Annotated in this window: 11 protein-coding genes and 1 pseudogene; 5 read left to right on the top strand and 7 right to left on the bottom strand. The window is 40.0% G+C overall.

Annotated elements, in window-relative coordinates; translation table 11 throughout:
• Positions 1-13: 13 nt before the first annotated feature.
• The 6 genes and pseudogenes from V7K40_RS00350 to V7K40_RS00325 all read right to left on the bottom strand — a co-directional run bounded on the left by V7K40_RS00350 (position 14) and on the right by V7K40_RS00325 (position 9,622).
• Complete coding sequence (locus tag V7K40_RS00350) at positions 14-1,723, bottom strand: glycosyltransferase family 4 protein (RefSeq protein WP_334955847.1); 1,710 nt, start codon at positions 1,721-1,723, stop codon at positions 14-16.
• A gap of 29 nt (positions 1,724-1,752) precedes the next feature.
• Positions 1,753-4,755, bottom strand: coding sequence for a glycosyltransferase (locus tag V7K40_RS00345; RefSeq protein ID WP_334955846.1), 3,003 nt, complete (start codon positions 4,753-4,755; stop codon positions 1,753-1,755).
• 91 nt (positions 4,756-4,846) lie between these two features.
• Positions 4,847-6,319 (bottom strand): methyltransferase domain-containing protein, encoded by a 1,473-nt coding sequence (locus V7K40_RS00340; protein WP_334955845.1) that lies wholly within the window; start codon positions 6,317-6,319, stop codon positions 4,847-4,849.
• 21 nt (positions 6,320-6,340) lie between these two features.
• Positions 6,341-7,639: an ABC transporter ATP-binding protein gene (locus tag V7K40_RS00335; RefSeq protein ID WP_334955844.1), complete on the bottom strand. Its 1,299-nt coding sequence runs from the start codon at positions 7,637-7,639 to the stop codon at positions 6,341-6,343.
• A 171-nt stretch (positions 7,640-7,810) separates the two neighbouring features.
• The gene (locus tag V7K40_RS00330; RefSeq protein ID WP_334955843.1) at positions 7,811-8,656 is read right to left on the bottom strand and encodes an ABC transporter permease; all 846 of its coding nucleotides are present in this window, start codon (positions 8,654-8,656) and stop codon (positions 7,811-7,813) included.
• A gap of 237 nt (positions 8,657-8,893) precedes the next feature.
• Positions 8,894-9,622, bottom strand: a pseudogene (locus V7K40_RS00325) (Uma2 family endonuclease).
• Positions 9,623-9,832: 210 nt separating this feature from the next.
• On the opposite strand from V7K40_RS00325, the gene V7K40_RS00320 reads away from it, so the two are divergent.
• The 5 genes from V7K40_RS00320 to V7K40_RS00300 all read left to right on the top strand — a co-directional run bounded on the left by V7K40_RS00320 (position 9,833) and on the right by V7K40_RS00300 (position 13,325).
• Entirely contained in the window at positions 9,833-10,024 is a 192-nt protein-coding gene (locus V7K40_RS00320; protein WP_334955842.1) for a DUF2862 domain-containing protein, read from the top strand.
• Positions 10,025-10,143: 119 nt separating this feature from the next.
• Complete coding sequence (locus V7K40_RS00315) at positions 10,144-11,244, top strand: ArsA family ATPase (RefSeq protein ID WP_334955841.1); 1,101 nt, start codon at positions 10,144-10,146, stop codon at positions 11,242-11,244.
• 156 nt (positions 11,245-11,400) lie between these two features.
• A complete protein-coding gene (gene chlG, locus V7K40_RS00310) occupies positions 11,401-12,447 on the top strand; it encodes a chlorophyll synthase ChlG (RefSeq protein WP_334955840.1) in 1,047 nt (348 codons plus the stop codon).
• A gap of 109 nt (positions 12,448-12,556) precedes the next feature.
• Complete coding sequence (locus V7K40_RS00305; protein WP_334955839.1) at positions 12,557-12,844, top strand: hypothetical protein; 288 nt, start codon at positions 12,557-12,559, stop codon at positions 12,842-12,844.
• A 121-nt stretch (positions 12,845-12,965) separates the two neighbouring features.
• On the top strand, positions 12,966-13,325 hold the full coding sequence (locus tag V7K40_RS00300; RefSeq protein ID WP_273769341.1) for a cupin domain-containing protein: 360 nt from the start codon (positions 12,966-12,968) through the stop codon (positions 13,323-13,325).
• Between the two features lie 68 nt (positions 13,326-13,393).
• Here V7K40_RS00300 and V7K40_RS00295 read toward each other — a convergent pair whose 3' ends face one another.
• Complete coding sequence (locus V7K40_RS00295; RefSeq protein ID WP_334955838.1) at positions 13,394-13,933, bottom strand: hypothetical protein; 540 nt, start codon at positions 13,931-13,933, stop codon at positions 13,394-13,396.
• Between the last annotated feature and the right edge of the window lie 108 nt (positions 13,934-14,041).

Below are 14,041 nucleotides of genomic sequence, written 5' to 3'. Positions count from 1 at the left end.
GATAACCCTGCTTTTAAAAAACTGAATTTAAGAAAGCTAACTTACTACGCCTTCGCCAAAAATTACTCAACTGAAAACTATTATTTTCAAAGTAATTTTTAGCATTTCGACCGAGAGCACTTGAGATAGATTTTTCACCAATGAGATATTTGAGACAAGCTTCTGCTTCCATCTCATCTGCATAAAATAGTCCAGATTGACTAGAGCGACACAGTTCTACAAGTTGATGATTACTCTCAGGAACTAGTAATGGTCGTCCTCTTTTCAGAGCATTGACTATATCTTGTTTATCGCCTTTATCATCAACTATCCACAGCAGCTCAACTAAATCCCATTCTTCAGAACTAATCCAGTCACTCATAATAAACTTGTAGCAAGTGCTATGGTTGGTCTGGTTAAAATGAGAAATGGCACGGAAACATTCTGGTGAAACGTGCTTGCCACTACATAGAATAACCCGATTTAAAACCGGATTTGATACACACTTTTTTTCTTGATAAACTTGAGTAATTTGCTGCACATAATTTTCCAGAGTATCCTTAGCTACGCACTGATAAGCATTTTGTCCCATTAACTTAACGCTAGCATGGTCGAGAGCCATGTCAACCATCTTCTCTGCAAGCATTTGAGCATTACCTGAGGCGAAAAGATAACCATTAACCCCATCGACTACGAGATCAAGATTACCGCCGAGTGCAGAGGCAAGTATAGGTATACGAGCAGCCATAGCTTCAAGAATTGTTACTGGCTCGTTCTCAGGCCATATAGATGGTATCACTAATACGTCGGTAGATTGGTAAACAGTTTCAATTTGAGAGTGCTTGACTTTTCCCCATAGTTTTACAACAGAGCTTAATTGGTTTTCGGTGATAAATTTTTCTAGGTCTTCAGTCATTCCCCCTACACCAACAATATTTATTGTACAAAGATTACCAAGATAACCACCTTGTAACAGCAGCTTGATAGATGCCATCAAAACATGAATACCTTTATGAATACCTAAATATCCAATAAAAGTAAACCGCATCACATCTTCAGGCAATTTCTTTCTAATTTGGGAAAAGCGTTTAACATCAATACCATAAGATATTACAGTAAGCCTATCTGATGGAAAACCTGCTTTAATATAGGCTGATGTTAGATAGTAACTAGGTGATACGAATTGATCTACCTTGCTGAGTTGTAAGGCAATGTAATCGTTACGCATCCGGATATGAAGCCGTCGCTGTTGGTTATCCAGTAACTCTGGCAAACACTCTTCACATTGAGAAAAATCTTTGCAAACGACGTCGTATCCTTTCAATAACGTATTTTTGAAACAAAATCCCCAATGATCATGCAAGGTTAGTACAGTTCTAATTTTGCGTCTATATGCTATCTCCACAATTCCTAGTGATAAGCCAATGATGTTGTGAAAATGAACAACATCTGGTTGGAATTCATCAATTATTGTATTAAACAGTTTATTGATAGCTGGTTTATAAAAATTATTATCAACATGATAGTCTTGTGCATGTTGAATAACTCGAAATACTTGCAGTCCGTCAAAAATTTCCCGTATCATTGAATAACAGTGACGGCTATCATCATGTTTGGCACAGAAAACGGCCACTTCGTAACCAGCATTTCTCAATTGACACGCTTGTTCATGGGCAATAATTTCAGCACCACCTATAAAAAATGGTGGATAGAAATTACTACAAATGAGTATTTTGTTGATCATAGGTACTGTTAATATAAATATAAATAATATCAACTGCGCGATTTGAGCGCTAACTCATAAAAAATATTTGCCGATGCAGAAATGGTGAGATTGCCATCCCGTGGTCTGGGAGACAATAGTGCCAGCGCCAGTCCTCCCCACATTTCACCTTTGAATACATTGTCACCCTCAATGATACGTCCCGGTACAAAATCCACATCAATCCACGTTACATACGGTGAATCTTGCCACTTTGCAGTCATGATTCCGCGCCGACACTCTGGGTTAAAAGAATCATACATCATCACAAACATCGGTTGCTTAGGTACATAAGTCAAAACAGTCTCAATGTCCCTACGAACTCCATCAGCAGTGTGATCACCGTCGATGAGCAAGAAATCGATTGGTATATTTGCTTCATCAAGTGCTTGAAATAGCAGTGGCAATACAGTCTGGGATGGTGCAATTAAAAAGCTGACATTCTCCATAACTGGTACCCGTAAAGGTACTTCATCATCTATGTCAATAGAAAATACCATCTGTGAGTACTGTGCAATCAGAGACAGACTACCACCAAAATAAGTACCAATCTCAACGCTACATTTGGGCTGATGCCTTGCCAGTAAACCAGTTAACGCCATCCGCTCTGAATCTGTCATTTGCCAACGTTCAAGTAGGCAGTTAGGGTATATTAGTTCCTCGTAGTGAATTGTATTAAGAAGGTTGATGTTACCCCTACTTAAGTTCGTAGGTTGCATCTTCTCCAAACCCAAAATAATTAAAACTTCTGTAGCATAATCTTCCCAATGTTTGAGTTGGCGGCTGCACGATGCCTGGGACAGTTCAGTAAGCAAATTCTTATCAGATGACAAGGTGTAAATAGCTTGGGCAATTGCTTTGGCATCAGTCATATCGACTACTAAACAACCACCTCCAACTGCCAGTTCTGCCATTACCCCTTGGGAATGACACAGACACGCTCTTCCATGCCAAATGCTTTCCAAAATAGGCATTCCAAAGCCCTCAACCAGCGAACTGTAAATGGTAAATGTGGCTTCCTCGTACAATCGATTCAAGGTATCATCATCTACTATTCCCAGCCATTGAATACGAGCATCTTTTGCTGATGCCTGCTCTACTGCTTTGTATATCTCTGGCGCACCTTCGTAGCGATTTCCTACCAGTGTTAGTTGCCAGTTTATCTCAGGGTGTTCTTTTGCCAGAATTCCACAGGCTTTTAAGAGTGTCAGATGATTTTTGCGTGGCTCCAAAGTAGAAACACACAGCATATGTATAGTACTCGACTGCAAGTTAGGAATCTTGATCTTGCGGGAATGCTGTCCAAATTGCCCTGGTAATAATGCAGTGCAGACTTTGCCATGGGAGTTTTTATGTTGTTGCCAATAATCCAAAACACATTGGGCAGAAAATTCCGAAATAGGGATAATAATATCGATTTCAGCTAACATCTCCAAATATGGAGGAAAAAGTGAACTTACAGAGTTACTGCAAAACTCTGGATACATCACTGGAATAAGGTCATATAAAATAGCAGCCGTCTTCCACTGCTTTTGTTTGGCGTAAGCAAGAGCCGTTACACCACGTGGATCTAAAATTATTTCTGGAAATAATAGTAACGCAGGTTGTCCTTGCATACTAGGTTCGATTGAAAGAAATTCATCCAACGATATTTTTCCAAAACGGTTGAGTATATCTTTTCCCACAATTGGAATTTCGGGACCGTTAAACTTTTCCAACTGGGAGTAACCAGTTTGGGAAGGTAGTGTATAACGCTGTGCTGTAAAATCCCAAACCACAAATACTAAGTCATAATACTTCTGTAGAGTCCGGCAAAGTTGTCGAGTTACCCTAATAACACCAGAATTGGCAGGGTCTCGGCAGCTATTAGTAACATCTATAATAAAAAGTGGACTATCAAGGTTAGGATACGTTTTGTTGTTTGATATCTGTTGAGTTGCCTGCACCGTACTCTCTAAATAATGACAATATTTCTGAATTACAGTCTCCCAGCGAAATTGCGACCGAAATTTATTGTAATTATTAGTACTAATAGCTTCACTAGGTATGCTATTAGATAAGATGACATTAGCTTTTTCTACCATCTCAACTATGTCGGCACAGAGGAACCAAGGATGTACAACAACTTCAGGATGAGCAGCAAGATTGAATGCTAAAGTAGGCCTTTGTAACCATTGCATTTCTGCCAATGGTAAGTTAAAACCTTCCCACAAAGACACTGATATTCCTAGTGTGGTAAGTTTCATAATTTCTTGAAGTTCCGCATCATCCGGAAATCCAATAGGCTGAACGTACTCTTTTTGGTCTTCTGGGATATTAATGCTTTTTACATCCGTTAACACCAGCAACACAACTTGTGGATGTCGCTGGACTAGCTGGCGCATAATATCAAAACAAGCTTCAGAGTTCTTATAACAACCAGGCTCCCAGCGCCCAAGGTTTAAAATGAAAGTTTTTCCTTTTTTTTGTAGTTTCTCAACCAATGATAAACTCGCACCATGACCTTTACCTTGACCAACCATTTGTGCTTGCCAAATGGATAGTGCCATATGGTCGGCTCCTAATAATACAGTCTGAATACCGTTGTTAGAACCCCGATCAGGTATACTTTGAGATTTAGCAATGAATTCACTAATAGGGAGTATTCCTGTGGTCTGCCTCAAATAATGACGGCGCAGATATCTTAGCTTCTGTTGAATAAATAGCCCATGACCACTCAAACTATCAAGGGGTACTGCACCAGGGTCAATGAAAACAACGTTCTTGCAAACTTTAGAAAAGAAATCAATTGCCTGAAAAAACGGCCAACCTCCAATAACTATCGCGTCTGGTTGTTCAGTATTGGAAAACAAGCTATCCCAGTGGCTAGAAAGCCACTGGGCTGTAAACTCATTAGAATTAGCGTAATCATCTGGGTCTGGTGGTATGGAAATGATTTTTTTCGCGAACTGCTTTACTATATGTTGATCACACCGAGACCCCATCATGTAAACATGATGTCTCCGCTCTGCCATGCTTTTTCCCATCATGATAAGGACACGATCTAGACCAAAACGAAATAGAAATCGCTCATTACAAATTAAGATTTTCATAGCTATACCCGATTTATGCCTTCCATGCAATAACTGCGTAATCCTGACAACCAAGCAACAAACTATTCAAAAATACATTTTCTAGATTATGGTTTTCAGTCATTGGATGGAGACGTCGAATTTCAACTTGAACAAATCCGCGACTTTCTAGTATGAACTTTGCTGTTGGAGGTGGAATCGGGTTGCGATGGGTTGGATCCAGATAAAAATTACAAGCTCCCACTATTAGATTTTCTGGATTTGGTGTCTCTAAAATTAAAACCCCTCCAGAACGCAGCACACGTAACACTTCATCAATTAAAGAAACAAGCTTTTGCAATTGCAAATGCTCAATAACGTGAAATGAAGAAACAGCTGCCAAGGAATTATCTGGCAAAGAACGTAAATATTCCAGTCCATCACCTAAAACAGCGTCAAGACCAAGACTTTGACATTGCTGTACCATAGCAACATTAATGTCAATTCCAGATGCTTCAAAGCCTTGGTTGGAGAGTAAATCAATCCATTCACCCCGACCACATCCTATGTCAACTATAGGGGCATTTCCCGTGGATGTGATTGCTTTTTCTACCAATGAAACATGAGTAATTAATCGATTCTTTATTTCCTCACGGCTACCCCGAAACTGATCTTCCAAAGCAACATAAAAAGCATCTAGTGAATGCTGGTCTTCACTAACCAAAGTTTGCAATTGCTCTTGATTAAAAGGTTCTGGCAAACGTCGCTGTGCTTCTTCTAAGAAAAGACTAATCAAACGCTTCTGCTGGATTAAGTCATTCTTTAGGTAAATATCGTTTTTTGCGTAACGCTCATTTATAGCACTCAAGTAGTTATTCATATTTTGGATATGATCATCCACAGATTTCAGACGCTCATCTATTTTTTTTACTCGACTATTCACAGCGTCAAAACCTTCTTGGGTATCAGTTAACCAGCTACTGACTAAAGTATCAAAAGTGTTGAAATTGTTATCCATATTTTGGATATTATTATCTATAATCCTCAGTTGCTCTTCCAGGCTTTGAACTCTCTTCTCAGTAACACCTAGTCGGTCTTCCAGGTTTTGAACTCTCCTATCGATAACACCTAGACGCTCTTCCATCTGCACTCTTAAAGTCTCAATTTGTTCAATAAGCTGTTGATTAAGGGTTACAGACTCTTTCAAACAACTAATTAAATTAAAGTTTACCTCTCGTTGATCTTTAAATAAGAAATTTATAATTTTTAGAATGAATTTTTGTAATTTTGGGTTTAGATTAAAGGGGAAACAATTTAGCTTATCAGGCCACTTAGTTCGAACATATGCTCTAGATTGTGCATTTTGAAGTAAAGCTTCAATATAGTTAATATTTGTCGTGTTTTTCGATATTGCAAAATCATTAACCGGACTCGATGTTACATATTTAGACTTATGCTTATTGACCTCTGCACGGATATTTTGCATTAAATTATCAACATCAATTTCAGGATTATTTGATTCAGTCATGATTCTTTATTTTGAAGATCATTAATAGTTTTTGATACTTAGAGTTTCTGTATCTGTTTCGCTGCTAAAGTTTATGATAGAATTTAAGTCTACTATGCCATCACACGAGATCCTATTGTTTACTTCAAAGACAACTAGTTCATCAATCCAGTCATAGCTTAAACCTTCTTCAGAATGTATTCCCACAGTTACTGTATAAATACCCTTATTCATATAACAGGGAACTTGAAAACTAACTATTAATTGCTGTTCTTGGTTTAAACATGGTAATTTTATCTTCTGTAGATGAGTATTTGTTCCATAAATGACTAAACCCATTAAATTTTTAATCGAAATACCGACAATTAAATCGGAAATTTCTGCTTGCGCTTGCATGACAACGCAAATCTGAAAATTTTTCCCTGTTTCTATTTGCGTTATTTCCCTTCCTTTTAAATCATTGATTATAACTTTATTAATAGTAGCTAATTTATTTCCATGCCTATATGTGTAATTGTCTTGTTGATTATTCTTGACAAAACCAGCATTGCTTTCAAGAAAATTTGTCTCTTCTGGATTATGCTGTTCAAGCTCAAGTCCATTATTGTCTGAGCTTAATAAAGCAATATAATGGTTTACTACCTCTTTAGGCTCACCTATTTCTAACATTTTTCCATGATTCATCAGTACTGCGCTATTACACAACATCTTGACGTTTCCAGAATCATGAGAAACGAATAATATAGTCACTCCTTGTTCTTTAAGCTGACGAATACGCTTCATACAGCGAGCTTGGAATCTCGCATCTCCTACAGCCAAGGCTTCATCTACGATTAAAATACTTGGTTCTGTATTAGCAACCACTGCAAATGCTAGTCTTACTATCATGCCACTGGAATAGGTTTTAACGGGATGCTCAAGAAAATTGCCAATTTCAGCAAAGGAAGCAATTTTGTCAAACTTAGCTTCTATTTCTGCTCGGCTTAACCCTAAAACCTGCCCATTAAAAAATACATTTTGCCGTCCAGTAAACTCAGGATTAAACCCACTACCAAGTTCCAATAATGCTGAAACACGACCATTCACGTACAATTTGCCTGTAGTTGGTGTTAGCGTTCCGGCAATAATTTGTAGCAGTGTACTTTTGCCAGAGCCGTTTTGACCAATGATGCCTACAGTTTCACCTTTAGAAACCTCTAGGTTAATATCCTGCAATGCCCAAAACTCCTGAGCATGGCTTTTAGCAGGTAGCAAAAGTTCTTTTAGTCGATCTACCGGACGAGTATACCGCTTGTAGCACTTCGAGACATTCTTCAGCGAAATTGCAATCTCCTCACCCATATTACTGCACACTTACTATTAGTTCATCCAGACTGCACAACTTTAATCAGCCAGACACATCATCAACTAATCAAACCTTCCACCCTTTTTTGAATCATATCGCTATCGTGTACTGGATAGTTTACCTTACCATTAGGCTGATTTAAGATTCAGTGGATCAGTAAAAATTTCTTACAAAACATCAGCAAACGCTGGACGTAAACGCTTATACACTGTAAAACCGCAACAAAATATGATCGAGGCTATCATAGAAGCTACTCCCCATTGGCCCCAATGCTTCACCTCCCCAACTAAAACTATGTCACGATAAATTTCAGCGATCGCTGCTATTGGATTTAACCAGAATATTAAACTCCGCCATTGCTCTGGAATTGCTGATACTGGATAAACAAGCGGTGTCGCGTAAAACCAAATATTTAAAATCACCCCTAAAGTCTGCGGTATATCTCGCAAAAACACCGTTAGTCCTGCTACTAAATAGCCCAATCCTGCTGTTAGCAATAACTGCGTTAGCCATACCAAGGGTAATAGCGCCAAAGTAGCATGTAAAGTATGAGAAGTTACCGCCACAAAAAAAATCAACGCCATTAAACCCAAGGAACTCTCAATGAACGTTGATAAAATTGGCACAAGCGGTAACAAAGTTAGGGGAAATACAACCTTCTTGACTAAATTCGGCTGTCCTACGACTGAACTAGTAGACTGTATCAAACCCCCCGTAAAAGCAATCCAGGGAAGCAAACCAGCAAATAGCCACAAACCAAAGGTGAAGTTATTTTCTGGTAAAGTTTTGAGACTTAACTTCACCTTCAGCACAACCGAAAACACATAAGTGTAAATCAATAATTGTGATAGCTGATTTAGCAAAGGCCACAAATTGCCCAAAACAGAACCTTTATACCGCGCCTCTAAATCCCGACGTACCAAAGTTCTCAGCAAGTCAAACTTTGTCCACAACCGTTCATTTATCGGCAGTATATGCCTTATATTTCCTATTTTACGTACAAATATTTGCATTTTTGGTAACAATTACCGCTTCCTTGTTCACTACTTACACACCCAATTTTTATCTATAAAGATTCATACCTATAAAAGCACTCTTGCCTCCCTTGAAAAATACATCATTACTAGAAAATAATACCTAAATTGTTTTGGTGATTATACAATAAATCAACAATTGCTTAGTATATTTTTACTACAAATATAATTTCTGTCGGCAATGCTGCTTTGTTTGTAAAAGGGGCAAGTTTTTGCTTAACTCAAAGTATCTGGATTAACTCCTAGCGATCGCAAATGTTCCGCCAACCGTTGCGATCGCAGCTGTTCTTGTTCCAACTGCAATTGCACCTCAGATGCCTGTTGCTGTGCCTCAACAGCCACCTGTTGCGCCGCAATAGCAGCTTCCTCTGGTGTTGGAACTAAATCACCATCGGGTGTAAAGTAGCGCAATTTACCTCCTTCTACGCCTAAATACAGCCTAAGCACATCGCTCCAACACCATCATTGCGTATTTTGTGTAATTTTTTGATACTTGTTACCTACCAATTCAAAACCCACAAATTCCAAATTTTCCGGTGAAAACCAAAAATATTCTGGTGTGTGAAATCGATTTTCATAAAGATTTTTCTTCAAATTCCGGTCAATATCAGCCGTACTTTCAGAAAGTAATTCAATAATCAAATCTGGATAACGACCATCTTCCTCCCAGACTACCCAGGAATTGCGCGATCGCTTTTCGGTGTCTTTGACCAAAAAAAAGTCTGGGCCTCGAAAATCTCGATTTCGCAACTGCTGACGGCTAAAATAAATCGTTAGATTCGCACCTATAAAGAAATCATTACAGTCACGCCACAGCCACTCAAGGGAAGTTACTAGCAGCAGTAGCTGCATATAGTGCAACGAAGTTTCCATCTCTGGCTCATCACTTAACAACCGAGTTGCATCGGGCATCTGCTGTTCTAGCTGTTGCGCTGTGACAAACATGGGTATCTACCTGCTTGGTTGTTGATTTAATTTTAAGCTGTTAGGTCAGAAGTTAAAAGTTAGGAGTTTGGAAAGACGCGATTAATCGCGTCTGTACAGGAGTTTAGAGTTATGATTCTCCCCCTCATTCCCTCATTTCCCCTGAATTTATGAGAGCAGGTCACGGATTCCGCTACACTGAGACGAAGGTTTATTGCATTTTAATCAGGCATGGAAATCGGACAAAAGGTTAAAGTCTTTCGTTTGCGCGATCGCGTTTCTCCCCCAATTGTAAAAAAACTAGGACAAGTGGGTATCATCCAAGGTTACAAAGTCACCGATGGTGGCAGTATCGGTGTAGTGGTGCTGTTTGACGACAATTCTTCCAGTTGGTTTTTTGAAGATGAAATCAAACCTGTGTAGTAAAAAGAATTCAAAGCGGGGTTTATTTTGGACTCTGAAGTTGAAAGCACAGGTTGAGAGCCTTTATTGAGTGCTAAGTTGGAGTTGAAAAGATCGGCGGTGAAAATAGGAATCAAATAATGGCTCTAATATTGACATTTTTGGGCAAAGGCGGCACCGCTCGTACCAAAATTGCGATCGCCGCCGCCAAATTATTGGCAAGTCAAGGCAAGCGCGTACTCCTAGCAGGACATCCGGAACCAGCATTACCAATTCTGCTGGGTACTCCCATTGCTGCCGACCCACAAGAAATCGCTCCCAATTTGCAAGCAGTCCAGTTTCAAGCATCTGTACTGCTAGAACGCAACTGGGAAGAAGCGAAAAAACTTGAGGCGCAATATCTCCGCACGCCCATCTTCAAAGACGTTTTTGGTCAAGAACTGGTAGTATTGCCAGGTATGGACAGCGCCCTGGCCCTGAATGCTATCCGCGAATATGATGCCAGTGGCAAATATGACGCGATCGTTTACTATGGCACGGGTGACTCATTAACGTTGCGAATGTTGGGTTTGCCAGAATCTCTCAGTTGGTATGTCCGGCGATTTCGGCAATTGTTTGTCAATTCCGATTTGGGGAAAACAATTACTGAATCGCCCTTGGTTCAACCCCTGATTAGCAGCTTTTTCAATGTAAACTGGACAGCAGATAACTTTGCAGGGCCCACTAACCAAGTCAATAATTTCTTAGAAAAGGGGAGAGCCGCTCTTACTGACCCCAAGCGTCTCGCTGCTTTCTTAGTGACGACAGAAGACCCTATTGAGGTAGCAAATGCTCGTTATTTGTGGGGTAGTGCTCAACAAATCGGTTTAACTGTCGGTGGTGTTCTGCTTCTGTCTACTGAGACAAATGTCAACCTGTCAGAGGAATTTATCCCCTTACCTGTGAGCGTCGTTCCTGACTCGCCAACAGGTGACTGGCAACCACTGATAGACGCACTACCCAACTTTGAAGCACAAGCGTTACAGGCTCCCAAACCAATTGAAATAGACATCCACAATCGTCAAGTACGCTTATTCTTGCCAGGTTTTGACAAAAAACAGGTCAAGCTCACCCAATATGGCCCAGAAGTCACTGTAGAAGCAGGAGACCAGCGACGGAATATTTCCCTACCCCCGGCTCTGAGTGGCAGACCTGTTGCTGGAGCAAAGTTTCAGAATAATTATTTGATAATTTCGTTTTAAGTTAGTTAGGAGAGACGCGATTAATCGCGTCTGTACAGGAGTCAGGAGTTAGGAATAAAAATAATAATTTATAACTTCTAACTCCTAACTAATAATTCATAACAGACGCGATTAATCGCGTCTCTACTCCTAACTTTTAACTCATTAATAAACCTTATGTCAGAATCAACTCCCATTACCCCAGACCCCAACCCATCTGAGGCACTAGACTCAGGGGCAAATAATCTCAATGAGCAAGCGCTCACATCTGCCTCGCGCAGTGCGAAAACTAGGCAGCTACTGGGGATGAAAGGTGCAGCGCCAGGGGAAACTTCAATTTGGAAAATTCGTTTACAGCTAATGAAGCCGATTACCTGGATTCCCCTAATTTGGGGCGTAGTCTGTGGTGCGGCTTCTTCGGGTAACTATACTTGGACACTGGAAAATGTGCTGAAGGTAGCAACCTGTATGCTGCTGGCTGGGCCATTGATGACAGGTTACACCCAAATCCTCAATGATTACTACGATCGCGAAATCGATGCCATCAATGAACCCTATCGCCCTATTCCTTCTGGGGCAATTCCCTTACCCCAGGTAATTATTCAGATTTGGGTATTACTGATTGCTGGCATTGGTTTGGCATTTGTGCTAGATGTGTGGTCTGGTCATGAATTCCCGACAATTACAGCGATCGCGGTCATCGGTTCTTTGATCGCCTACATTTATTCTGCACCTCCCCTGAAACTCAAGCAAAACGGCTGGCTAGGCAGCTATGCTTTGGGTGCAAGCTATATCACCTTACCTTGGTCTACAGGACACGCTTTGTTTGGTGATCTCAATTCCACAATTGTGATTTTGACAATGTTCTACAGCTTGGCTGGATTGGGTATTGCCATTGTCAATGACTTCAAGAGTGTAGAAGGTGATCGCCAGCTAGGATTAAATTCACTACCTGTAATGTTTGGCATCACCACTGCGGCTTGGATTTGTGTATTGACGATTGATGTATTTCAAGGATTGATTGCAGCTTATCTCGTCAGCATCCATGAGAATTTGTATGCAGCAATACTAGTACTGTTAATCATCCCACAAATCACCTTACAGGATATGTATTTCCTGCGCGACCCCGTGAAGAATGATGTTAAGTACCAAGCCAGCGCTCAACCATTCCTTGTTCTGGGAATGCTCGTCACTGGTTTAGCGCTGGGTCATGCTGGCGTTTAACTTATACTTCTATAGTAAGAAGTTAGGAATTAGGAGCAAAGCCGGAGACGCTTCGCCTCCGGTTAGGAGTTAATATATTTTTAACTCCTAATTTGTATCAGGACATACTGTGTTTAAAGTGATATCTTTTCTTATTCATGGGATTCAACCTTTTTTAATCCCGATTTGCTTTCTTGGTGCTTGGAGTGTAAGTATTCTCGTTATTTTCAGTCTTTGGACGGCGGCGCGAGATAGTGTGACTATAGCCAAGCAAATGCATCAAATCCCCTGTACTGGTTGTCAATTTTTTACCGACAATTACCGTCTTAAATGTACTGTACGCCCATCTATTGCCAACACAGAAGAAGCGATCAATTGTTCTGACTATCAAGCGAAGACGAATCCTTATCTGTACTAAGCAGGCGAAGCAGGGGAAGCAGAGGGAGAATAATTAATCACCCTTGACCCTTGACCCTTGACCCTTGACCCTTGCTCCTTGACTCTTAACTAATTCAAAACCTTAAACCAAAAATTGATTGATGCTAGTTCAAAAACTTCAGGACTGTGCGGAATTCATCGCCGGAGATAACACCATTCTGCGAGAACTGCTACATCCAGATAAGCAACCTCTGGCATTGCGCTATAGTTTGGCTCATGCAACACTGCCAGTAGGAAAAACTTCTCAGCCCCACTCGCTCTCTACCTCAGAAGTCTATTATATTCTCAATGGCACGGGAGAAATGCACATTGATGATGAAACCCAGATAGTTCAGCCGGGAGACGCTGTGTATATTCCTCCTAATATGCGGCAATTTATTTATAACTCTGGCATCGAACCTCTGGTATTTATTTGTATTGTTGATCCAGCATGGCGTAAAGAAGATGAAACAGTTTATTAAAAACCAATTACAGTTATAGTCTCAAAGTCTAGAAAAAAATCTCAGCATTTTTCAACAATTACTCACTTTCATCTGTCAATTTTGCTTAACCAAGTAACCAGGTCATCTGAGTCAAGTGCTATCTCGCTTCCTAAAGTTTTGATATAAAGAAGTCCGTCGCTAATGATTAAATCTCTAATTGGATACCATGATTCTCGTGTCCTGATCAGAAGTTCTAACGGAATCCCTGGTCTTAAAGTATACTTGCGATATTTCCACCAAGCTCGCCATAGAAGCACAGATTGAGTACAGTGCATCCGATAGCCTTTGGGAACTTCGCAGTATTGATACTGATAGAAACCCCGACTATCTACTTCTCCTTTGAGGAGATAACTATATTCTGCTAATGCCTGATTTATCAATTCCCATTGGGATGATTTTGGAGAAGTCCAGAATTGAGATAGTGTGTTAGATAGTTGAACAGTGGCAATCACACCTTCAGCTTTTGCTGTCAGTTGGTTAGTCTTGTACACTGTTTGCGCTGTCAAAGAAGGATTTGACAACAAAACTTCTTTTTTCTGGATAGAGTTTTGGACAAACTCTCGAATTAAATCTAAATTAGACAACATAAAATTATTTATACTAAATCAAGCAGTGTGATGTAAGTCACAACGATACTTAGATTAGTAACTACACTGTTATTGAACTAAAATCAGAATTATTACCAGTTTTATTTA

It is taken from the genome of Nostoc sp., from assembly GCF_036917195.1.
Taxonomy (GTDB): Bacteria; Cyanobacteriota; Cyanobacteriia; order Cyanobacteriales; family Nostocaceae; genus Nostoc.
The sequence above is the reverse complement of the archived record's forward strand: the minus strand, read 5'-3'. Positions and strand labels throughout refer to the sequence as shown.